This window comes from Pseudomonas morbosilactucae, from assembly GCF_023241715.1.
Lineage (GTDB): Bacteria > Pseudomonadota > Gammaproteobacteria > Pseudomonadales > Pseudomonadaceae > Aquipseudomonas > Aquipseudomonas morbosilactucae.
The window spans coordinates 98,161-120,906 of sequence record NZ_JALQCW010000006.1; the positions used below are offsets into that span (position 1 = coordinate 98,161).

Annotated in this window: 18 protein-coding genes and 1 pseudogene; 7 read left to right on the plus strand and 12 right to left on the minus strand. The window is 62.9% G+C overall.

All coding sequences use genetic code 11. The features are described 5' to 3' along the window. Positions 1-41: 41 nt before the first annotated feature. Entirely contained in the window at positions 42-1,388 is a 1,347-nt protein-coding gene (gene pmbA, locus M1B34_RS03755) for a metalloprotease PmbA (RefSeq protein WP_268262869.1), read from the minus strand. Positions 1,389-1,496: 108 nt separating this feature from the next. Between pmbA and yjgA the strand changes: the two genes are divergently transcribed. Further along, positions 1,497-2,018, plus strand: a complete 522-nt coding sequence (gene yjgA, locus M1B34_RS03760; protein WP_123337194.1) for a ribosome biogenesis factor YjgA — start codon at positions 1,497-1,499, stop codon at positions 2,016-2,018. A 48-nt stretch (positions 2,019-2,066) separates the two neighbouring features. Here the strand turns inward: yjgA and tldD are convergent, their stop codons facing one another. The 8 genes from tldD to mreB form a co-directional block, all read right to left on the minus strand. After that, positions 2,067-3,509 (minus strand): metalloprotease TldD, encoded by a 1,443-nt coding sequence (gene tldD / locus M1B34_RS03765; protein ID WP_268262870.1) that lies wholly within the window; start codon positions 3,507-3,509, stop codon positions 2,067-2,069. Positions 3,510-3,536: 27 nt separating this feature from the next. Then, positions 3,537-4,376, minus strand: coding sequence for a carbon-nitrogen hydrolase family protein (locus tag M1B34_RS03770; protein ID WP_123337198.1), 840 nt, complete (start codon positions 4,374-4,376; stop codon positions 3,537-3,539). Between the two features lie 58 nt (positions 4,377-4,434). Then, the gene (locus M1B34_RS03775; RefSeq protein ID WP_268264468.1) at positions 4,435-8,238 is read right to left on the minus strand and encodes a YhdP family protein; all 3,804 of its coding nucleotides are present in this window, start codon (positions 8,236-8,238) and stop codon (positions 4,435-4,437) included. 75 nt (positions 8,239-8,313) lie between these two features. Next, complete coding sequence (rng, locus tag M1B34_RS03780) at positions 8,314-9,771, minus strand: ribonuclease G (protein WP_123337202.1); 1,458 nt, start codon at positions 9,769-9,771, stop codon at positions 8,314-8,316. Between the two features lie 58 nt (positions 9,772-9,829). Then, positions 9,830-10,435 (minus strand): Maf family protein, encoded by a 606-nt coding sequence (locus M1B34_RS03785; RefSeq protein ID WP_268264469.1) that lies wholly within the window; start codon positions 10,433-10,435, stop codon positions 9,830-9,832. 43 nt (positions 10,436-10,478) lie between these two features. Beyond that, positions 10,479-10,970 (minus strand): rod shape-determining protein MreD, encoded by a 492-nt coding sequence (gene mreD / locus M1B34_RS03790; RefSeq protein WP_123337206.1) that lies wholly within the window; start codon positions 10,968-10,970, stop codon positions 10,479-10,481. Continuing rightward, positions 10,970-12,058: a rod shape-determining protein MreC gene (gene mreC / locus M1B34_RS03795; RefSeq protein ID WP_268264486.1), complete on the minus strand. Its 1,089-nt coding sequence runs from the start codon at positions 12,056-12,058 to the stop codon at positions 10,970-10,972. Before mreC ends, mreD begins: the two co-directional genes overlap by 1 nt. Positions 12,059-12,200: 142 nt before the next feature. After that, positions 12,201-13,238 carry a rod shape-determining protein MreB gene (gene mreB, locus M1B34_RS03800; protein WP_002555108.1) on the minus strand — a complete coding sequence of 346 codons (1,038 nt, stop codon included), beginning with the start codon at positions 13,236-13,238 and terminating at the stop codon, positions 12,201-12,203. A 210-nt stretch (positions 13,239-13,448) separates the two neighbouring features. On the opposite strand from mreB, the gene gatC reads away from it, so the two are divergent. The 6 genes and pseudogenes from gatC (at position 13,449) to M1B34_RS03830 (ending at position 18,647) form a co-directional block, all read left to right on the plus strand. Then, entirely contained in the window at positions 13,449-13,736 is a 288-nt protein-coding gene (gene gatC / locus M1B34_RS03805) for an Asp-tRNA(Asn)/Glu-tRNA(Gln) amidotransferase subunit GatC (RefSeq protein WP_044461215.1), read from the plus strand. A 16-nt stretch (positions 13,737-13,752) separates the two neighbouring features. Continuing rightward, positions 13,753-15,203: pseudogene (gene gatA, locus M1B34_RS03810) on the plus strand (Asp-tRNA(Asn)/Glu-tRNA(Gln) amidotransferase subunit GatA). 10 nt (positions 15,204-15,213) lie between these two features. After that, on the plus strand, positions 15,214-16,659 hold the full coding sequence (gene gatB, locus M1B34_RS03815; RefSeq protein WP_268262874.1) for an Asp-tRNA(Asn)/Glu-tRNA(Gln) amidotransferase subunit GatB: 1,446 nt from the start codon (positions 15,214-15,216) through the stop codon (positions 16,657-16,659). 130 nt (positions 16,660-16,789) lie between these two features. Then, the gene (locus tag M1B34_RS03820) at positions 16,790-17,164 is read left to right on the plus strand and encodes a septal ring lytic transglycosylase RlpA family protein (protein ID WP_268262875.1); all 375 of its coding nucleotides are present in this window, start codon (positions 16,790-16,792) and stop codon (positions 17,162-17,164) included. A 41-nt stretch (positions 17,165-17,205) separates the two neighbouring features. Further along, a complete protein-coding gene (locus tag M1B34_RS03825; protein WP_268264487.1) occupies positions 17,206-18,255 on the plus strand; it encodes a calcium/sodium antiporter in 1,050 nt (349 codons plus the stop codon). 11 nt (positions 18,256-18,266) lie between these two features. Next, a complete protein-coding gene (locus tag M1B34_RS03830; RefSeq protein ID WP_123337217.1) occupies positions 18,267-18,647 on the plus strand; it encodes a carboxymuconolactone decarboxylase family protein in 381 nt (126 codons plus the stop codon). A 33-nt stretch (positions 18,648-18,680) separates the two neighbouring features. Here the strand turns inward: M1B34_RS03830 and M1B34_RS03835 are convergent, their stop codons facing one another. The 3 genes from M1B34_RS03835 to M1B34_RS03845 form a co-directional block, all read right to left on the minus strand. Beyond that, complete coding sequence (locus tag M1B34_RS03835) at positions 18,681-19,622, minus strand: AEC family transporter (RefSeq protein ID WP_123337219.1); 942 nt, start codon at positions 19,620-19,622, stop codon at positions 18,681-18,683. A 142-nt stretch (positions 19,623-19,764) separates the two neighbouring features. Continuing rightward, positions 19,765-21,318: a galactarate dehydratase gene (gene garD / locus M1B34_RS03840; protein WP_123337221.1), complete on the minus strand. Its 1,554-nt coding sequence runs from the start codon at positions 21,316-21,318 to the stop codon at positions 19,765-19,767. Between the two features lie 12 nt (positions 21,319-21,330). Next, positions 21,331-22,695 carry an MFS transporter gene (locus M1B34_RS03845; RefSeq protein ID WP_268264470.1) on the minus strand — a complete coding sequence of 455 codons (1,365 nt, stop codon included), beginning with the start codon at positions 22,693-22,695 and terminating at the stop codon, positions 21,331-21,333. Positions 22,696-22,746 lie beyond the last annotated feature (51 nt).

The window sequence follows — 22,746 nt, forward strand, 5'->3', positions numbered from 1 at the left end:
GCCACCCGAAAAGGTGGCGCGCCTGGGGCCCTGCAATCAGATCAGCTGCCCGCGACGGTCATCCGCTCGATCAACACCGAACCGGTGCGGATATTGCTGCGCAGTTCCAGGTCGTTACCCACGGCAACGATTTGCTTGAACATGTCGCGCATGTTGCCGGCGATGGTCACTTCCTGGACCGCGAACTGGATCTCGCCGTTCTCCACCCAGAAGCCCGCCGCGCCGCGGGAGTAGTCGCCGGTGACCATGTTCAAGCCATGGCCCATCAACTCGGTGACCAACAGGCCGCGGCCCATGCGCCGCAACAACGCCGCCTGGTCTTCGTCGCCATGGGTGACAAACAGGTTGTGCACACCGCCGGCGTTGGCGGTGCTCGGCAGCCCCAGCTTGCGCCCGGAGTAAGTGCCAAGAATGTAAGACACCAACTCGCCCTTCTCGACGAACGGCTTGGCGTAAGTGGCCAGGCCATCACCGTCGAAAGCCGCGCTGCCCATGGCCTGCATCAGGTGTGGGCGCTCGTCGATGGTCAGCCATTCCGGGAACAGTTGCTGGCCCAGGGCGCCCTCCAGAAATGACGATTTGCGGTACAGATTGCCGCCGGAAATCGCCCCCAGGAAGCTGCCGAACAAGCCACCGGCCAGTTCTGCGGAGAACAGCACAGGCACTTCACAGGTCGGCACCGGACGCGCCCCCAGACGGCTGGCGGCCCGCTGTGCAGCTTTCTGGCCGATGCTGGCCGGGTCAGCCAGCAGGTTGCCCTGGCGGCTGACGTCGTACCAATAATCACGCTGCATCTGGCCATTGGCCTCGGCAATCATCACGCAGCTCAGGCTGTGCCGGGTCGAGGCATAACCGCCAACAAAGCCGTGGCTGTTGCCATAGACGCGGCAACCTTGATGGGTGCTCAGGGTGGTGCCATCGGCGTTCTTGATCCGGCTGTCGGCGGCAAAGGCTGCCGCTTCGCAGGCCAGCGCCTGCTCGATGGCTTGTTCCGGGGTGATGTCCCAGGCGTGGAACAGGTCGAAGTCCTTCAGGTCCTTGGCCATCAGCGCCGCATCGGCCAGGCCCGACGCCTCGTCTTCCGAGGTGTGCTTGGCAATGGCCAGCGCCGCGGCGACCGTCTCGCGAATGGCATCCGGGCCGCTGGCGGAGGTGCTGGCCGAGCCCTTGCGCTGGCCGACATACAAGGTGATGCCAAAGCCCTGGTCGCGATTGAACTCGACGGTTTCCACTTCCCGCTGACGCACCGACGTGGACAGGCCCTGCTCCAGAGAAACCGCGACCTCACAGGCGCTGGCGCCCTGGCGCTTGGCCTCGGCGATGATCTGCTCAACCTGTTCCTGCAGTGCCGGCAAAGCTTGTGGGCCGACGCTTTCTGCTGCACTCATGGTTTTCTCCACTCAAATTCTGCTTTCGGCTCAGGCCTTCGAGCGACCGGGCCGGACAAGCGGCCCCCGACTGGTTATCATGGCGGCGTTTCTTTGCGGACTGCCACCATGGTTGATTCTTACGACGACTCCCTCGATGGGGAGAAAAGCAAATCCCAGGTCAAACGCGAGCTGCATGCTCTGGTTGACCTCGGCGAGCGCCTTACAACACTCAAACCCGACTTGCTGGCAAAACTGCCGTTGACCGACGCCATGCGCCGGGCTCTGGCCGATGCGCCCAAGCACACTGCGAACATCGCCCGTAAACGCCACCTGCAATTCATCGGCAAGCTGATGCGTGACCAGGACACTGCGGCGATTCTGCAACTGCTTGACCAACTCGATGCCTCCACCCGGCAGTACAACGAACGCTTCCACGGCCTGGAACGCTGGCGCGATCGCCTGATCGCAGGCGATGACGGCGTGCTGGAGAAGTTCGTCGTTGACTATCCGGAAGCGGACCGTCAACAACTGCGCTCCCTGATCCGTCAGGCGCAGCATGAGCTGGCCCATAACAAGGCGCCGGCCTCCAGCCGTAAAATCTTCAAGTACATCCGTGAGCTGGACGAAGTTCAACGCGGTCTGCGCTGATCCTCGCACCGGGTGGGTTGCCACGCAGCCCACCCGCCGCTCCACGCCTCAAGCTCCCGTGCCACCCACTGTGATGCCATCGATTTTCAGGGTCGGCTGACCCACGCCCACCGGCACCGATTGGCCATCCTTGCCACAGGTCCCCACGCCGCTGTCCAGCGACAAGTCATTGCCGACCATGGACACTTTGCTCATGGCTTCCGGGCCGTTGCCGATCAGGGTCGCGCCCTTGACTGGAGCGGTGATCTTGCCGTCTTCGATCAGGTACGCCTCGCTGGTGGAGAACACGAACTTGCCGCTGGTGATGTCCACTTGGCCGCCACCCAGGTTGGCGCAGTAGATACCCTTTTTCACCGAGGCAATGATTTCCGCCGGGTCGCTTTCGCCCGCCAGCATGTAAGTGTTGGTCATGCGCGGCATCGGCAGGTGCGCATAGGATTCGCGACGACCGTTGCCGGTGCGCGCCACGCCCATCAGGCGGGCGTTGAGCTTGTCCTGCATATAGCCTTTGAGCACGCCGTTTTCGATCAGGGTGGTGCACTCGGTCGGGGTGCCTTCATCGTCCACGGTCAGCGAGCCGCGACGGCCGGCCAGGGTGCCATCATCGACGATGGTGCACAGCTTCGAGGCGACCATTTCACCCATGCGCCCGCTGTAGGCCGAACTGCCCTTGCGGTTGAAATCGCCTTCCAGGCCGTGGCCCACCGCTTCGTGCAGCAACACCCCGGACCAGCCGGAGCCCAGCACCACCGGCAAGGTGCCGGCCGGTGCCGGAATGGCTTCCAGATTCACCAGGGCCTGGCGCAGCGCCTCACGGGCATACCCCATGGCGCGGTCTTCACTGAGGAAGTACCGGTAGTCGGTGCGCCCACCGCCACCATGGCCGCCGCGCTCGCGCCGGCCGTTCTGCTCGACAATCACGCTGACATTGAAACGCACCAGCGGCCGCACATCGGCGCTCAAGCCGCCATCGGTGGAAGCCACCAGGATGCGCTCCCAGACCCCGGCCATGCTCACGCTGACCTGCTGGATGCGCGGGTCCAGGGCACGGGTGGCGACATCGATGCGTTTGAGCAGCTCGACCTTCTCGGCACGGCTGATGACTTCCAGGGGGTTGTCCGGCGCGTACAACTGCGCCACGTCCTGAGTGCTGAAGGCCTGCACGCTGCCGTTCTGCCCGGCCCGGGAAATCGAGCGCGCCGCACGCGCCGCCTGGCCCAGCGCTTCGAGGGTGATGGCATTGCTGTAGGCAAAGCCGGTCTTCTCACCGGATTGCGCCCGCACGCCAACGCCCTGATCAAGGTTGAAACTGCCTTCCTTGACGATGCCGTCTTCCAGGGACCAGGACTCGGAAATCTGCCCCTGGAAATACAGGTCGGCAGCATCGATCCCAGGGCCGGCCAGATCGCCCAGCACACTCTGCAGGCTTTCAATGGTCACGCCACCAGGGGCTAAAAGGTGTTCACTGACTGAGGACAACAACCCGCTCATATGCTTTGCGCCTTAAATTCGTCGTTCTTAAGCAAGTCGCTGGGCGCCTTGCGAGAAAAAGCGCCGGTGACTGGCCACCGGCATCCGCGCCCGGATGGACGCCTGTTCGCTGCTATCGCGTTGGGCCAGCAGCACGGCCTCGCCTTGATCCTGTTCTGCCAGCACCCGCCCCCAGGGATCGACAATGGCGGCATGGCCAAAGGTCTCGCGGGGGCCTGGGTGAACGCCGCCCTGGGCAGCCGCCAGCAGGTAGCACTGGGTCTCGATGGCACGGGCGCGAATCAGCACCTCCCAATGCGCCGCGCCGGTTACCGCGGTGAACGCTGAGGGCGCGGTAATCAGCTCCGCCCCGGCAGCGCGCAACTCGCTGTACAACTCGGGAAAGCGCAGGTCGTAACAGACCGTCAGGCCCAAGCGGCCGACCGGGGTATCCGCCACCACCACTTGGCTGCCATGAGCATAGTCATCGGATTCACGGTAACGGCCACGCTGATCGGCCACGTCCACATCGAACAAGTGCAGCTTGTCGTAACGGGCGGCCACCTCGCCGTGCTCGTCGATCAACAGCGAACAGGCATTGGCTTTGCCTTCTGGCTGATGCAACGGTGGCAACGGCAACGTGCCGCCCACTATCCATAACTTGAGGTCGCGGGCGGTCTGTTTCAACCAGGGCAGGATCGGCCCTTCACCCAAGGCTTCGGCGCGACCGATAGCGGCCACGTCGCGACGCCCCATGGCAGCGAAGTTTTCCGGCAGGACCGCCAGGCGCGCGCCACCGGCCGCAGCCTGCTCAAGCAGGCGTCGGGCCTGGGCCAGATTGGCCAGCACATCGCTCTGGCTGACCATTTGAATCACCGCAAGAGACATGGCGCACTCCGTATCGGGTAGGCCGCCATGCTACTCCATGGAGCAATACCCAAGGCTCTCAAAAAGGTTTGTCGAAGGTGATTTTCGGCTCTTTCCACGGGCCTTTGACGTTGTATTTGACGCTGGCGAAGCGCGCCACGCGGTCACCAATCAGTTTGTCGATCAGGAACAAGGCACCGCCCACCGCCGGAGCGCCCACCAGCAGCGCGGCAATCGGCAGGTTATTGGTCACCGGCAGGGTCACTGCCAGCTTGGCGTCCACTTGGTCGGCCACCATGTCCAGGGTGCCATTGAGTTCCAGATTGCTCGAAGGTCCGGTCAGGGTGATGGGTTCACGGGTGACGTACACGCCATCGCTGGCCACCAGCAGGCCCTTGACCCGGTCATAGCTCAAGCCCTTGCCGAACAGGTCGGAGAAGTCCAGGCGCAAGCGCCGGCCGATGGAGTTGAAGTTGAGCAGGCCAAACACCCGCAACGCCTGGGCGCCGCCTTCCACTTCGACGAACTGGCCTTTGCGCAAGGTGGCATCCAGGCTTCCGGAGAAGCGCTTGAGCGCCACCCAGGCCGGCGAGCCGGGCCAGCGACCGTCTACATCCAGGTGGAAATCCTCACTGGTCACGGTGGGCGCGAAGCCCCAGCCCTTGAGCACATCGGCCAGGTTGCCGCCGCCCAGGCGCCCGCGATACCAACTGCCGCGGGCACCCGGTAAGCCTTCCCAGCCGCCCTCGCCCTCCAGCACCATGCCCTTGAGCCCCAGGCTCAAGCTATTGAAGGCCATGCCCTTGGCGGTGGGGCGCACTTTGAGCGCCCACTTGCCCACCAGGTCAGGCCCCTGGAACAGCTGGGCAATGGAGATATCCATGGCCGGAACATTCTTGGGGTCCACCGAGGCCAGGGGGTCCGGGGCATTCTCGTCGGCCTGCACCTGGGGATCGACCGCCGGCAGGCGGATGTACTGCATGTCGATGGTCATCGGCACCGCCTTGGCGTCGGCGATACTCACCTTGCCCTTGGCTTGCTGGCTGTCGATCTGCAGGGCCCAGGCCGCCGGCTTGCGGTCCAATTGCAGGCTGACTTGATCCAGGGTGGTGCCAAAGGCGCTGAGCTTGCCCACTTTGAAATCGGCACCGCTGAGCAGTTGCTTGGCACTGCCGCCCGGGTCCTTGCCGGCGTAACGATCCACCAGGGCCTTCCAGGGCTCGACATCCAGTTCTGACAACACGCCGCGCACCCGCAGGCCTTTGCCGGCCGGCAACTGGGCGTCGCCTCCTCCCAGGAACAACTCGCCACGCCCATCGGAGAAGTTGCCCGCTGGCGCGGCAAAGGTGAAGTTGGCCAGGTCGCCATAATCGAACCAGTAACGGCGCTCGGCCCCTTGCAGGGTCATGCGGAAAATACTCTCGCGCCCGGTGCTCGCGGCCATGCCGAAGGGTGCCGGCAGGTCCACGGCCACGCCCTTGAGGCTCGAACTGACGATCAACTGGCTATCGGCGCCATCCAGATTCAGTTGCAGCTGATACGGCACATCCCCCGACACGGGTAACGGCTGGCTGACATTCAGCCAGTCGGTGAGCTTTTTCACCGCCACTTGGCCCTTGGCAACCACTCGGGTGTTGGGCTTGCCGGCCTTGCCATCGGCAAAGATCTGCGCCGTCACGGGCCGGTCGAACGCCTGGGCGCTGATGTTCTGCCCACTCAGGCCCTTGCTGCTGTCAAAACGGAAGTCACCCTTGAGCTGGGTCAGCTCCAAGGCGGGCTCGCTCAACTTGAGTCGCGCCTTGTCGGTCTTGAAGTCCACCTGGATTTTCGGCGTGTCGCCTTTGACCAGCGGGATGTCCAGGTTCAACTTGCCCTGCAGGTCGCCCTCGCCCTGCCAACCGGCAAAGGTCGAGCCGGTGCCGATGGGCGCTTCCTGAAGAATCTTCACGCCATCGCCAAGGCCGCCGGCAAACTGGCCATCGATGAACATATGGGAATGCTCGCCGCTGGCAACATGGGGGATGTTGACGAAAACATCGCGGACCCGGGTGTCCAGCAACTGCCCCTTGCTGGCAACAATGCGCACGCCGCTGTCTTCGATAAACACATCGCCGTTGACTTTGGTCAGGTGCGGCCAGCCCGGCTGGAAGGCCAGTTCGGCGTCATGCACCTTGAAGAACAGGCTGATGCTGCGGGCCGTGTCGAGGGCGCCGTGATTGAGCGAACCCTGATACTGGAAAAAGCCCTGGTCCACTGCACCCTTGAGAATCGCCGTGCGCAACCACTCATCCAATGCCGGACTCAGGACTTGCGGCAGGTACTTGGCGGTGTAGCGCCCGTCCCCCTCCAGCAGCCCGACCCGCAAGTCCATGTAGTCTTCCTGGGTGTGATCGAAATGCAGGCGGATCAGGAAGTCGCCAGCGATCTTGCCCTCCTCGCCCAGTACCTTCAGGTAAGGGGAAATCAGGGTAAAACCGTCCTGATCCAGCTTCCAGGTGAGCTTGGCGTTGGCCTGGATGTACTGCCAGGGCTTGGCGAAGATCGGATACAGGTGCAAGGAGAAATCCTTGCTGTCCATGCGCAACTCGCCCTGCCCCAGGTCACCACTGATGCTGCCGGTGACATTCCGTGCCGCCGGGGCACCGTGGTAGGCATCAAAGCCGACCCGCTCCAGGTTGGCGGCGAAACTCAGACGCTGATCGCCCGTGGCCTGGGGCCGCACGTCCAGCAACACATTGCGCAACGCGCCCGTGACCTTGAGGCTGTCCACCGCCTTGGCCACCCCTTCAGGCAGCGGCACGAGGGCGTCCAGCACTGGGGTGATGGGCGTCAGGTCGAGACGGTCGGCCTGCAGGTTCCACACTTCCTGGGCCGGGTCGTCGGCCCGCTTCTGCTGCACTTGCAGCCGGGACTCCCAGCGGGTTTCCCCGAGGTTCACCGCCAGGCTGTCGAGCTGCACCCGCAGGCCATCGTCGCGGCGCTGGAGGTTGGCATTGACTGCCAGGTTTTTGAGGGTGATCGGTTTGCGCTCCGCATAAGCGCCGGTCAGTTGTGGCGCGTTCAGGCGCAGGCTGGCGCTTTGCAACGCGCCCTTGTCCCAGGCGAACCACAGCTCGCCACCGGCCTTGAGTTCGGAAAAGTGCCACTGCCGGGTCAGGCGCGGCGGCAGCCACCGGGCCCAATCGCTTTGCGGCAGGCTCACGTAGCCATCGGCCCGAGCTTCGCGCCAGGCGTTGGCCTTCAGGCGGGTACGCAAGCTCAAGGCCAGGGGCTGGCCGTCGGGCAGGGTCAGGCGTGCGTCCAGGCGCTGGCGGCTTGGGCCGGTGCGCAGGTTGAGGCCAACGTAGGTCAGGGTCAGGGCCGGGTGTTCAAAAGGCTGCAACGTTACTTGGCTGTCGAGCAGCGACAGTTCGCCAAGCACCTGCATGCGGGTGAGCATCTGTTCGGGGTCGAACGGCTGGTCGTCCTGCACCGGCAAGCCTTCCAGGCGCCAGCGGCCATCCTGGTCCTCCTTGAGGCTCAGGCTAAGGCCGCTGAGCTGCAGCAGCCCGATACGCACTTCACGGGCCAGCAGACTCGCGGAAATATCCGGCACCACCCGCACCTGATCCAGGCGCAAGGCATTGGCACCGTCACCGATCATCACGTCATGGGCCAACAGGGTCGGAGAGAAACCGCTCCAGGTGCCCTCCAGGCGACCGATGTGCACGGGCATGCCCAGGGCATCCTCGGCCTTGGCCTGGACCTCGGCTCGATACTCGGCCACCAGCGGGGTCAACTCCCGGCCGAGACTGACGTACAAGGCCGCCAGGACCAGCGCCAATGCGCAGAAGCCCAGCCCCCAGCGAGTCAGCGCGGAGAACACGCGGATCAGCCGCTCCATGTCAGTTGGCTCCCAAGGCAATAGTCATGCAAAAAGCTGAGACCAGCCGTTTCCAATCCTGAAAAACACGCGGATTCAGAGCAGCACCACGTCGTATTGTTCCTGGGAATACATGGTTTCGACCTGGAACCTGATGGTCCGGCCGATAAAGCCTTCCAACTCCGCGACGTTGCCTGACTCTTCATCGAGCAAGCGGTCGACCACTTTCTGATTGGCCAGCACCCGATACCCTTCTGCCTGATAAGCCCGGGCTTCACGCAGAATCTCGCGGAAAATTTCGTAACAGATGGTTTCCGGGGTTTTCAATTTGCCCCGTCCCTGGCAACTGCTGCAGGGTTCGCACAGCACTTGCTCCAGGCTTTCCCGGGTGCGCTTGCGGGTCATCTGCACCAGGCCCAGCTCGGTGATGCCGATGATGTTGGTCTTGGCGTGATCCCGCTCCAGCTGTTTTTCCAGGGTGCGCAGGACTTGACGCTGGTGCTCTTCATCTTCCATGTCGATGAAGTCGATGATGATGATCCCGCCGAGGTTGCGCAGGCGCAGTTGGCGAGCGATAGCAGTGGCGGCTTCGAGGTTGGTCTTAAAGATGGTTTCTTCAAGGTTGCGATGGCCCACAAAGGCGCCAGTGTTGACGTCGATGGTGGTCATGGCTTCCGCCGGGTCCACCACCAGGTAGCCACCGGACTTGAGCGGCACCTTGCGCTCCAGCGCTTTCTGGATCTCGTCCTCGACCCCATACAAATCGAAGATCGGCCTTTCACCCGGATAATGCTCCAGGCGATCGGCGATTTCCGGCATCAGCTCGGCAACAAACTGAGTGGTCTTCTGGAAGGTTTCCCGGGAGTCGATACGGATTTTCTCGATCTTCGGGCTGACCAGGTCACGCAGGGTACGCAGGGCCAGACCCAGGTCTTCGTAGATCACGCTCGGGGCGCCGATGGTCTTGATCTGGGTGCCGATCTGGTCCCACAGACGCCGCAGGTAGCGGATGTCCATCATGATCTCGTCGACCCCGGCGCCCTCAGCGGCCGTGCGCAAGATAAAACCGCCCGCTTCCTTGATGCCTTCCTGGGCCACGCAGTCGCTGACCACTTTCTTCAAGCGCTCGCGCTCGCCTTCGTCTTCGATCTTCAGGGAAATCCCGACATGGGCGGTACGCGGCATGTACACCAGGTAACGTGAAGGGATCGACAACTGAGTAGTCAGGCGCGCGCCCTTGGAACCGATGGGGTCCTTGGTGACCTGCACCACCAGGCTCTGCCCTTCGTGCACCAGGGCGCTGATGCTTTCCACCGCCGGGCCTTCACGTACGGAGATTTCCGAAGCGTGGATAAACGCCGCCCGATCCAGACCAATATCGACGAAGGCCGCCTGCATGCCGGGCAGTACCCGCACCACCTTGCCTTTATAGATGTTGCCGACGATGCCGCGACGCTGGGTGCGCTCGACATGAACTTCTTGCAGAACTCCGTTTTCGACCACCGCTACGCGCGATTCCATCGGCGTGATGTTGATCAGAATCTCTTCACTCATGGCAGGATCTCGTTCAGGCATATTCACGATAAGAAGGCCGCATCGGTGGGTACGGCGCTTAGCGCACTGTAAGGTTTTGCCAACAGGGTATGCCGAAATGGCCGAGCAGTTCTGCGGTTTCGCACAGCGGCAGGCCAACTACAGCGGAATAGCTGCCATTGAGCCCCGCGACAAACACCGCAGCAAGCCCCTGAATGCCATAACCACCGGCTTTGTCCTGGGGCTCGCCGCTGGCCCAGTAGGCCGCCGCCTCCTCAGGACTGATGGGGCGAAAACGCACCAGGCTGCGCACCACTCGCGACTCGCAACGCTGGTCGTCAAGCACGGCAATGGCGGTCAGCACTTCATGTTCGCGATCCGATAACGCCGTGAGCATGGCCAGGGAGTCGGCCTGATCCAGCGGTTTGCCGAGGATCCGTCCGTCGAGCACCACCGCGGTGTCGGCGCCCAGCACACAGGCTGGGGCCAGGGAATGGCTGCTGGCGATCAGGCCCAGGCCGGCGGCGGCCTTGCCACGCGCCAGGCGTTCGACATAGGCCGCAGGCGACTCATCAAGCAGAGGGGTTTCATCGATGTCCGCACTGATGGCGGTGAACGGCACGCCGATCTGCGTCAGCAGTTCACGCCGACGCGGCGAGCCGGAAGCGAGGTAAAGCGGACTCATCAAGACATCTCCCTGTCGAGGTGCGGGCCAATGCCTGACCGAATTAGTTGATTTTGAAACGTCTGCGCAAGCCACGCAGACCGAAGCTGACCCACGGCCAGAGCAAGGCGCTGACCAAGGCGGGCAGCACCAGGGCCAGGGTGGGTTGGCGGTTGCCGGTCAGGGCGCTGAGCCAGAGCTGGACCAACTGCGCCAGGCCGAAGATCACCAGGATCACCAGGCTCTGCTGCCACATCGGGAACATGCGCAGGCGCTGTTGCAAGGACAGCACCAGGAAGGTGATCAGGGTCAGGATCAAGGCGTTCTGGCCCAGCAGGGTGCCGTACAGCACATCCTCTGCCAATCCCAGGCACCAGGCGGTGACCATGCCCACCTTGTGCGGCAGGGCCAGGGCCCAGAAAGCCAGCAACAGGGCCAGCCAGAGTGGGCGCAGGATTTCCATGAATTGCGGCAACGGCGAGACGCTGAGCAACATGCCGACGGCGAACGTCAACCAGACCATCCAGCCATTCTGGGAGTATTTGGTACCCGGCATTATTCTCGTCCTCCGGTGGTGGCCGGTGCTGCAGCGGGCGGCTTGCTGGCCGCCGGCTTCACCACAGGTTTAGTGACCGGTTTGACCGGGGTGGCCACAGGCTTGGCCGGGGTAGCCGCAGGCGCTGGCGCAGCGGTGGCCGCTGCCGGAGTGGCCGGAGCGGCGGTCGCAGGCTTGGGCACAGTGGCCGGAACGACCGGTGCGGCGCCTTGCTGATCCTGGGCTTCCTGGGCCTGGGCAGCGTCGTTGGCGCGCTCTTCGGCAGTGCGCGGGTCGCTGAACACCAACAGCAAGTAGCGGCTGCGGTTCAGCGCTGCGGTCGGCACGGCACGCACAATGGCGAACGGCTGGCCGGAATCGTGGATCACTTCCTTGACCGTCGCCACCGGATAACCGGCTGGGAACCGCTGGCCCAAACCGGAGCTGACCAGCAGATCGCCTTCCTTGATATCCGCGGTGTCGGCCACATGGCGCAACTCCAGGCGCTCCGGATTACCGGTGCCACTGGCGATCGCCCGCAAGCCGTTGCGATTGACCTGCACGGGAATGCTGTGGGTGGTGTCGGTCAGCAGCAACACACGGGAGGTGTACGGCATCAGTTCGACCACCTGCCCCATCAGACCGCGGGCGTCGAGCACCGGCTGCCCCAGGAACACGCCGTCACGCTCACCTTTATTAATGATGATGCGATGGGTGAAGGGGTTGGGGTCCATGCCGATCAACTCGGCCACTTCGACCTTCTCGTTGACCAACGCAGAGGAATTGAGCAACTCGCGCAGACGGACGTTCTGCTCGGTCAGGGCCGCGAGCTTTTGCATGCGCCCCTGCAGCAGCAGGTTCTCGGTCTTGAGTTTTTCGTTCTCGGCCACCAATTCGGTGCGGCTGCCAAACTGGCTGGCCACACCCTGCCATAGCCGTTGCGGCAGGTCGGTGATCCAGTAGGACTGCATCAGCACCAGCGACATCTGGCTACGCACTGGCTTGAACAGTGTGAAGCGGGCATCGACCACCATCAGCGCGACCGACAGCACGACCAGCACCAACAGGCGCACGCCCAATGAGGGGCCTTTGGCGAAAAGCGGTTTAATAAGCCGCTCCTCCCAGGCAAATGTTGTCTTTATTCATAAGGCATCAAACCGGCCTGGATGCAGATTGACAGAAGTTAAACGCCACAGGCAGCACTGCAAAGTGCTGCCTGTGAGCGAAACAGCATAGATGCCTGCAGCGAAATCACTCGCTGGAGAGCAGGTCCATGGTGTGCTTATCCATCATTTCCAATGCACGGCCACCGCCGCGAGCAACACAGGTCAGCGGGTCTTCGGCGACGATCACCGGCAGACCGGTTTCCTGGGCCAGCAACTTGTCGAGGTCGCGCAGCAAGGCGCCACCACCGGTCAGCACCAGACCACGCTCGGCGATATCCGAAGCCAGTTCCGGAGGCGATTGCTCCAGGGCACTCTTCACGGCCTGAACGATGGTTGCCAGGGACTCTTGCAGAGCTTCCAGCACTTCATTGGAGTTCAGGGTGAAAGCACGTGGCACACCTTCGGCCAGGTTACGGCCACGTACGTCGACTTCACGTACTTCACCACCCGGGTAGGCAGTGCCGATTTCCTGCTTGATGCGCTCAGCGGTGGATTCACCGATCAGGCTGCCGTAGTTGCGACGCACGTAAGTGATGATTGCCTCGTCGAAACGGTCACCGCCAACACGTACGGATTCGGCGTAGACCACACCGTTCAGGGAGATCAGCGCGATTTCAGTGGTACCACCACCGATATCCACGACCATCGAACCACGGGCTTCTTCAACCGGCAGGCCGGCACCGATCGCAGCGGCCATTGGCTCTTCGATCAGGAACACTTCACGGGCACCGGCACCCAGGGCCGATTCACGGATGGCACGACGCTCAACTTGAGTGGACTTGCATGGAACGCAGATCAGCACACGAGGGCTAGGCTGCAGAAAGCTGTTTTCGTGAACCTTGTTGATGAAGTACTGCAGCATCTTTTCACAGACGCTGAAGTCGGCGATCACACCGTCCTTCATCGGACGAATGGCGGCAATGTTGCCCGGTGTACGACCGAGCATGCGCTTGGCTTCGGTACCAACCGCGACAACACTCTTCTGATTACCGTGGGTCCGAATGGCCACAACCGATGGTTCATTCAGGACAATACCGCGCTCGCGCACGTAAATAAGGGTGTTGGCAGTGCCCAGGTCAATGGAAAGATCGCTGGAAAACATGCCACGCAGTTTCTTGAACATGGGAAAGGGACCCTAGGCAACGCGTGGGTAAAAAAGTGCGGCAAACTCTAACAACGACAGGGATTTTGGGCAAGGCGCCAATATGTTAAATTGGCCGCTTTTCTGTGCACCAACCCCCTCGATCGCGGCCATAAGACCGTAGAAATGCGGTAGTGTTCCGACAATCTAACACACGGACGACTTCCGTTCTGTTTTCCACTGGAGAATCCCATGGCGCTTGAACGCTCCGACGTGGAAAAAATCGCGCATCTGGCCAGCCTTGGCCTCAATGACGCCGATCTTCCACACATCACCTCCGCCCTCAACAGCATTCTGGGGCTGGTGGATGAAATGCAGGCAGTCGATACCGACGGTATCGAGCCCCTGGCCCACCCACTGGAAGCCAGCCAGCGCCTGCGCGCAGACGTTGTGACCGAGTCCAATCACCGCGAGGCTTATCAGTCCATCGCGCCAGCGGTCGAAAACGGCCTGTACCTGGTTCCGAAAGTCATCGACTAAAGGGAAAGAGCCTGCAATGCATCACATGACCCTGGCCGAGATCGCCCGCGGACTCGCCGACAAACAGTTTTCCTCCGAAGAGCTGACCCAAACCCTGCTGGCGCGTATCGCCCAGCTGGACCCTCAGCTCAACAGTTTCATCAGCCTCACCGAAGACCTGGCGCTGACCCAGGCCAAGGCGCCGACGCCCGTCGCGCCAACGGTGAGAGCGGCGCCCTGCTCGGTGCGCCGATCGCCCACAAAGACTTGTTCTGCACCCAGGGCATCCGCACCAGTTGCGGCTCGAAGATGCTCGACAACTTCAAGGCGCCCTACGACGCCACCGTGGTCGCCAAGCTGGCCGCTGCCGGGGCCGTGACCCTGGGCAAGACCAACATGGACGAATTCGCCATGGGCTCGGGCAACGAGTCGAGCTACTACGGCGCGGCGAAAAACCCGTGGAACCTGGAACACGTGCCGGGCGGTTCGTCCGGCGGTTCGGCCGCCGCCGTGGCCGCGCGCCTGCTGCCGGCCGCCACCGGCACCGACACGGGCGGCTCGATTCGCCAGCCCGCGGCCCTGACCAACCTCACCGGCCTCAAGCCGACCTACGGTCGTGTTTCGCGCTGGGGCATGATCGCCTACGCGTCCAGCCTCGATCAGGGTGGCCCGTTGGCGCGTACCGCTGAAGACTGCGCGATCCTGCTGCAAGGCATGGCCGGCTTCGACCCGAACGACTCCACCAGCATCGACGAACCTGTGCCGGACTACAGCGCCAGCCTCAACGGTTCGCTGCAGGGCCTGCGCATCGGTGTGCCGAAGGAATACTTCAGCGCCGGCCTCGACCCGCGCATTGCCGAGCTGATTCACAACAGCGTCAAGGAGCTGGAAAAGCTCGGCGCGGTGATCAAGGAAATCAGCCTGCCGAACATGCAGCACGCGATTCCTGCGTACTACGTGATCGCCCCGGCGGAAGCCTCCTCCAACCTGTCGCGCTTCGACGGCGTGCGCTTCGGCTACCGCTGCGAGAACCCGGTCAACCTCAGCGACCTGTACAAACGCTCCCGTGGCGAAGGCTTCGGCACTGAAGTCCAGCGCCGGATCATGGTCGGTGCCTACGCCCTGTCGGCCGGCTACTACGACGCCTACTACCTCAAGGCGCAGAAAATCCGTCGCCTGATCAAGAACGACTTCATGGCTGCCTTTAATGAAGTCGACGTCATCCTCGGCCCAACCACGCCCAACCCGGCCTGGAAAATCGGCGCCAAGAGCAGCGACCCGGTCGCCGCCTACCTGGAAGACGTCTACACCATCACCGCCAACCTCGCGGGTCTGCCGGGCTTGTCCATGCCAGCAGGTTTTGTCGATGGCTTGCCGGTCGGCGTGCAGTTGCTCGCCCCGTATTTCCAGGAAGGCCGCTTGTTGAACGTCGCTCACCAGTATCAGCTCAACACTGACTGGCACACCCGCACCCCAACCGGCTTCTGAGGAGAAACACATGCAATGGGAAGTCGTGATCGGGCTGGAGATTCATACCCAGCTCACCACCAAATCGAAGATTTTCTCCGGTAGCTCCACCGCCTTCGGCGCCGAGCCCAACACCCAGGCCAGCCTGGTAGACCTGGGCATGCCCGGCGTGCTGCCGGTGCTGAACCAGGAAGCGGTGCGCATGGCGGTGATGTTCGGCCTGGCCGTGGATGCCGAGATTGGCCAGCACAACGTGTTTGCCCGCAAGAACTACTTCTACCCGGACCTGCCCAAGGGCTACCAGATCAGCCAGATGGAGTTGCCGATCGTTGGCAAGGGCCACCTGGACATCCCCCTGGAAGACGGCACCATGAAGCGCGTCGGCATCACCCGCGCGCACCTGGAAGAAGACGCCGGCAAGAGCCTGCATGAAGAATTCAACGGTGCCAGCGGCATCGACCTGAACCGCGCCGGCACACCGCTGCTGGAAATCGTTTCCGAGCCGGACATGCGCAACGCCAAGGAAGCCGTGGCTTACGTCAAGGCGATCCACGCCATGGTGCGCTACCTGGGCATCTGCGACGGCAACATGGCCGAAGGCTCCCTGCGTTGCGACTGCAACGTGTCGATCCGGCCCAAGGGCCAGGTCGAGTTCGGCACCCGCTGCGAGATCAAGAACGTCAACTCGTTCCGCTTCATCGAGAAGGCCATCAACACCGAAGTGCGGCGCCAGATCGAGCTGATCGAAGACGGTGGCAAAGTCATCCAGCAGACCCGCCTCTACGACCCGAACAAGGACGAAACCCGTCCGATGCGCAGCAAAGAGGAAGCCAACGACTACCGTTACTTCCCCGACCCGGACCTGCTGCCGGTGGTCATCGAAGACTCGTTCATCGATGACGTTCGCGCCACCTTGCCGGAACTGCCACCGCAGAAGCGCGAGCGCTTCCAGGAGCAGTTCGGCCTCTCGGTATACGACGCCAGCGTCCTGGCCTCGAGCCGCGAGCAGGCGGACTACTTCGAGCACGTGGTGAAGATTGCCGGCGACGCCAAACTGGCGGCCAACTGGGTCATGGTCGAACTGGGCAGCCTGTTGAACAAGCAAGGCCTGGAAATCGACGCGGCGCCGGTCTCCGCCGAGCAACTGGGCGGCATGCTGCTGCGCATCAAAGACAACACCATCTCCGGCAAAATCGCCAAGACCGTGTTTGAAGCCATGGCCAATGGCGAAGGCAGCGCTGACGAGATCATCGACAAGCGTGGCCTCAAGCAAGTCACCGACAGCGGCGCGATCTCGGCGGTGCTGGACGAAATGCTCGCGGCCAACGCCGAGCAGGTCGAACAATACCGTGCCGCCGATGAGGCCAAGCGCGGCAAGATGTTCGGCTTCTTCGTCGGCCAGGCGATGAAGGCGTCCAAAGGCAAGGCCAACCCGCAACAGGTCAACGAGTTGCTGAAAAGCAAGCTCGAAGGCTGACGATCCAGTGAACGCGCGGCTGGTCGGAGAAAACAGGGTGCCTGACACCTCGTTTTGGCCGGTCAGCCCGCGCCGCTCACCCGCGACACACCGATTCACTCGAATTCCCCTCAAAGAGAGCGGTTCACCCATGAAGCGTCTGCTTAGTGCCTGTGCCCTGCTCTCCCTGCTCGCCGGCTGCGCCACCAGCCACGTAGTCGACCCGCGCGGTTATGACCAGACCGGCACCGCCTCTTATTACGGTGCCCGGCATCACGGCAAACGCACCGCCAGCGGCGAACCCTTCGACCAGCACGGCATGACCGCCGCCCATCGCGAACTGCCCTTCGGCACACGGGTGATGGTCACCAACCTGGGCAACGACAAAAGCGTCGTGGTTCGCATCAACGATCGCGGCCCCCACACCCGTGGCCGCTTGATCGACCTGTCACGGGGCGCCGCCGAACAACTGGGTATGCTGCGCAGCGGCACCGCACGGGTGCGCGTGCAAGCCCTCAGCGACTGATCGACGGAGCCCTGCCCATTTTCGCACTAGCCGATTTGCCCCTGCTCAGCGTACTCCAGCTTTTCAGCGGCCTGTTGATGCTGATTGCCGGCGCCGAACTCCTGGTCCGGGCCGCGGTGCGCCTGGCCGCTCGCCTGCAAGTGCGCCCGCTGATCATCGGCCTGACCATCCTCGCCTTCGGCAGCAGCGCGCCGCAGATGGCGGTCAGCCTGCAAGCCACCCTGGCGGAAAACACCGACATCGCCGTGGGCAGCGTGATCGGCAGCAGCATCTTCAACATCCTGGTCACCCTGGGCTTATCGGCCCTGATCATTCCCCTGAGGGTTTCCCGGCAGCTGGTGCGCCTGGACATCCCGCTGATGATCGGCGCCAGCCTGTTGGTGTTCGTGCTGGCCTACAACGAAGAACTGACGCCCGTGGACGGCCTGATCCTGCTGACGGCCCTGGTCATCTACCTGGGCCTGCTGCTGTACCAGTCGCGTCATGCCCACCGCCCACCACACCTGACGCAGACGCCGCCCGCTCCGTGGCTGAGCAGCCTGCTGCTGATGCTGCTGGGCCTGGCACTGCTGGCCCTCGCCGGCCACTGGCTGCTGCAGGCGGCGGTGACCGTGGCCTCTGACCTGGGGCTGTCGGAACGCATCATCGGCCTGACCATCATCGCCGTCAGCACCTCGCTGCCGGCGCTGGCCACCTCGCTGATCGCCGCCGTGCGCGGGCAGCGGGACATCGCCGTGGGCAACGTGATCGGCAGCAACCTGTTCAACCTGCTGGGGGTACTAGGGATCACCGCCCTGGTGGCGCCGACACCGCTGTCGGTCTCGCCCAACGCCCTGGATTTCGACTTGCCCGTGATGCTCGGCGTGACGCTGTTGTGCCTGCCGGTGTTCTATTCTGGCTACCGCGTGACCCGGGCCGAGGGTCTGCTGTTTCTCGCCCTGTACCTGGCGTACGGGCTGCATGTGGTGTCGTTCACCACCGGCATGCCCCTGGCCGGCAAGCTGGAACACCTGATGCTGTTTTTCGTCCTGCCGGCGCTGGTGGCGTTTCTGCTGCTCAGTTCGCTGCGAGCCTGGCGCCGCCAACACTAGAGGGAAAACCAATGACCGCAGAGAAAAAGCCCGGCGTGGAAATGCGCCGCCAAGTGATGGGCGACGCCTTCGTCGATCGCGCCTTGGGTAACGCCACCGAGTTCACCCAGCCGCTGCAGGACTTCGTCAACGAACATGCCTGGGGCAGCGTCTGGAACCGTGAAGGCTTGCCGCTGAAAACCCGCAGCCTGATCACCCTCGCGGCACTCACCGCGCTGAAATGCCCGCAAGAGCTGAAAGGCCACGTGCGCGGCGCGCTGAACAATGGCTGCACCGTCGAGGAAATCCGTGAAGCGCTGCTGCATTGCGCGGTCTACGCAGGCGTGCCAGCGGCCATTGATGCCTTCCGCGCGGCCCAAGAAGTGATCGACGCCTACCAGCAACCGCAGTGACCCCGTTCTTCGCCGGCTTGCCGGCGAACAGCGTTATATCCACCCGCCCCACTGCAGCACGAAGATCCCGATGTTGGTGGTCAGCGCCGCCATCAGCGTGGTGATGACGATGATCGCCGCCGCCAGCTCGTGATTGCCATTCGCCGCCCGGGCCATGACAAAGCTGGCCGCTGCCGTCGGGCTGCCGAAGTACAGAAACAGAATCCCCAACTCGGCCCCGCGAAACCCGCACCACCAGGCGCCCAAGGTCGCCAGCACCGGCAAGCCGACCATCTTCACCAGGCTCGAACTCAGGGCCAGGCTGCCGCTTTTGCGCAGCGCCGCCATGGACAAGGTGCCGCCGATGCAGATCAACGCCAGGGGCAGGGTCATGGCCGCCAGGTCCTGGCCGGCGCTGTCCAGCCAGCCGGGCAGGCTGATTTGCCAATAGGCGAAGGGCGCCGCTGACAGCACGCTGATGATCAAGGGGTTGCTGACCACGCTCTTGAAGATGCTCCACGGATCAGACTTGATCACCGGGCTGTACACCGCCAGGACGATGGTCGACAGGGTGTTGTAGAAAAGGATCACCAGGGCCGCGAGGATTGCCCCCAGGGAAATCCCGTAGTCGCCGTACATGCTGGCCGCCAGCGCCAGGCCGATGACCCCGTTATTGCCGCGAAACGCCCCCTGGGTGTAGATCCCGCGGTCTTCCCTGGGGCAACGCCAGATGGCCCACAGCCAGGCGCCGGCAAAGCTCACCAGGGTGGCCACGGCAAAATAGATCAACAAGCCCGGCTTGAGTGCCGAGTGCAGGTCGGCATGGAGGATGCCCAGAAACAACAACGCCGGCATGGTGACGTTGAACACCAGGGCCGACGCGGTGTGGATAAAGTTGTCGTTGATCCAGCCCACGCGCTTGAGCAGCACACCGAGAAACAACATGGCAAAGACCGGTGCGGTAATGCTCAGGGTGGCGAGGAAAATGGCCAACATGGAAGGTGAACCTTGAGGAGTGTCGTTAGGACGCTAATGATAAGCCAGCGTCGGCGGTTGAACCTCATGGATTTACGTCGCAGATCCATCATCCGGGCTAATAGGCCTGTGGACGCAGGTCGGTCAGCCCGGATACCCAGCCTCAGGTGATGGGCGCCGGATTGAACAGGGTGATGTCGTTGTGCAGTTTCTGCTGCTCGGCCCAGGTTTGCTTCTTGCCACTGGCCACGTCCAGGTAGAAGTGGAACAGCTCCCAGCCCAACTCCTCGATCGTGGCACGCCCGGTGGCGATGCGCCCGGCGTCGATATCGATCAAGTCCGGCCAGCGCTGAGCCAGCTCAGTGCGGGTCGACACCTTGACCACCGGCGCCATGGCCAGGCCATAGGGCGTGCCGCGCCCCGTGGTGAACACATGCAGGTTCATCCCAGCCGCCAACTGCAAGGTGCCGCAGACAAAATCACTGGCCGGCGTGGCGCAGAAGATCAGCCCCTTGCGCTTGAAGCGCTCGCCCGGGCCCAGCACCCCATTGATCGCGCTGCTGCCGGATTTGACAATGGAGCCCAGGGACTTCTCGACAATGTTCGACAGCCCGCCCTTCTTGTTGCCGGGCGTGGTGTTGGCACTGCGGTCCGCTTCACCCTTGGCCAGGTAACGGTCGTACCAGTCCATCTCCCGCACCAACTCCCGGGCCACGTCCTGGTCCTGGGCACGCGAGGTCAGCAGGTAGATGGCATCGCGCACCTCGGTGACTTCGGAAAACATCACCGTGGCCCCGGCCCGCAACAGCAGGTCGGAGGCAAAGCCCAGCGCCGGGTTGGCGGTGATCCCGGAGAAGGCATCGCTGCCACCGCATTGCATGCCGAGGATCAGTTCCGACGCAGGCACGGTTTCCCGGCGACGCTGGTCGAGCTTCTTCAAGCGCACTTCAGCCAGGGCCATGATCTGCTCGATCATTTCGCCAAAACCGTGGCTGGCGTCCTGCAGGCGATACAGCCAGGGCTCGCTGAGGTCCACGGAACTGTCGTTGTCGTGCATCACCTGCCCGGCCTGCAGCTTTTCACAGCCCAGGCTGATGACCAGGGCTTCGCCGCCAAGGTTAGGGTTGCGTGCCAGGTTGCGCACGGTGCGAATCGGGATGTAGGCGTCGGTGGCGGTGATGGCCACGCCGCAGCCGTAGCTGTGGGTCAGGGCCACCACGTCATCGACGTGGGGGTACTTGGGCAGCAACTCGTCTTTGATGCGCTTGACCGCGTGGTCCAGAACCCCGGTGACGCACTGCACCGTGGTGGTGATGCCGAGGATATTGCGCGTGCCCACAGTACCGTCGGCATTGCGATAACCCTCGAAGGTAAAGCCTTCCAGCGGCGCCTGGGCCTCGGGCACCTCGGTGGACAGCGGCAGGCTGTCCAGGGGCGGCGCGGTGGGCATGCGCAACTGGTCTTCCTTGACCCAACTGCCACGCGGGATCGGCTGCAAGGCGTAGCCGATCGTCTGGCCGTAGCGGATCACTTCACCGCCCTGGGGAATGTCCACCAGGGTGACTTTGTGGCTTTGCGGCACGAAGTCCACGGTGACCAGTCCGTTATCGAATTCAGTGCCGGCCGGCACCCCTTGGTCGTTAACCACGACCACCACGTTATCGCGCTCGTGCAGGCGGATGTAACGCGGCGAGTCGGCATGTTCAATCAACTGCATGATGCCGCCCCTTCAGGAATTAGCATGAGAAAGCTGGGTCACTGGCGAACCGCTGCTTGGCGGTTCCTTGAGCACCACGCGCTTGATCGGGCCAACGATGACCAGGTAGCTGAACACAGCCACCAGGGCGTTGCAGCCGACGAACACCAAGGCCCATTTGAACGAACCGGTGGCCGTGATGATGTAGCCGATGACGATCGGCGTGGTGATCGAGGCCAGGTTGCCGAAGGTGTTGAACAGGCCGCCGCTGAGGCCGGCGATCTGTTTCGGCGAAGTGTCGGAAACCACTGCCCAGCCCAGAGCACCCACGCCCTTGCCGAAGAACGCCAGGGCCATGAAGCCCACCACCATCCATTCGATCTCGACATAGTTGCAGGCCACGATGCTGCTGGAGACCAGCAAGCCGGCGATGATCGGCGCCTTGCGGGCGAAGGTCAGGGAGTGGCCTTTGCGCAACAGGTAGTCGGAAATAACCCCACCCAGTACCCCACCGATAAACCCGCAGATGGCCGGCAAGGACGCAATGAAACCTGCTTTGAGAATCGTCATGCCGCGGTCCTGCACCAGGTACACCGGGAACCAGGTGAGGAAGAAATAGGTGATGCCGTTGATGCAGTACTGGCCCAGGTAGACGCCAAGCATCATGCGGTTGGTCAGCAGCTGCCGCAGGTAGTCCCACTTCGGACCGTCGTTGCGCTTGCCTTTGACCTTGTCCTGATCCATGTCCACCAGGCCGCCGCTGTCAGCGATGTGCTGGAACTCGGCTTCGTTGATCAGCGGGTGCTGGCGCGGGCCGTAGATGACTTTCAGCCAGATCAGCGAGAACACGATGCCGATCACGCCCATGACGATAAACACGTGCTGCCAGCCGAAGCGGTAGACAATCCAGCCCATCAACGGGGCAAACAACACCGTGGCGAAGTACTGCGCCGAGTTGAAGATCGCCGAGGCGGTGCCGCGCTCGGACGTGGGGAACCAGGCCGCGACGATGCGCGCGTTGCCAGGGAAGGACGGCGCCTCGGCCAGGCCAACCAGGAAGCGCAGCATAAACAGCGCAACGACGGCCGTGGAGACACCGAACTCACCGACATAGCCTTGCAGCACGGTGAACAGCGACCAGGTAAAAATGCTCAGGGCATAGACTTTCTTCGAACCGAAACGGTCCAGCAGCCAGCCGCCGGGGATCTGCCCGGCCACGTAGGCCCAGCCGAATGCGGAGAAGATGTAGCCCAGGGTGACGGCATCAATGCCGAGGTCTTTTTGCAGGCTGGAGCCCGCGATAGCGATGGTGGCGCGGTCGGCGTAGTTGATCGTCGTCACCAGAAACAGCATGAGCAAGATCAAATAGCGGACACGGGTCGGCTTGGTCGATTGCATACGATGCACTCCCACGAATTATTTTTATGCGGGTCAACATTCTTTTTGAAA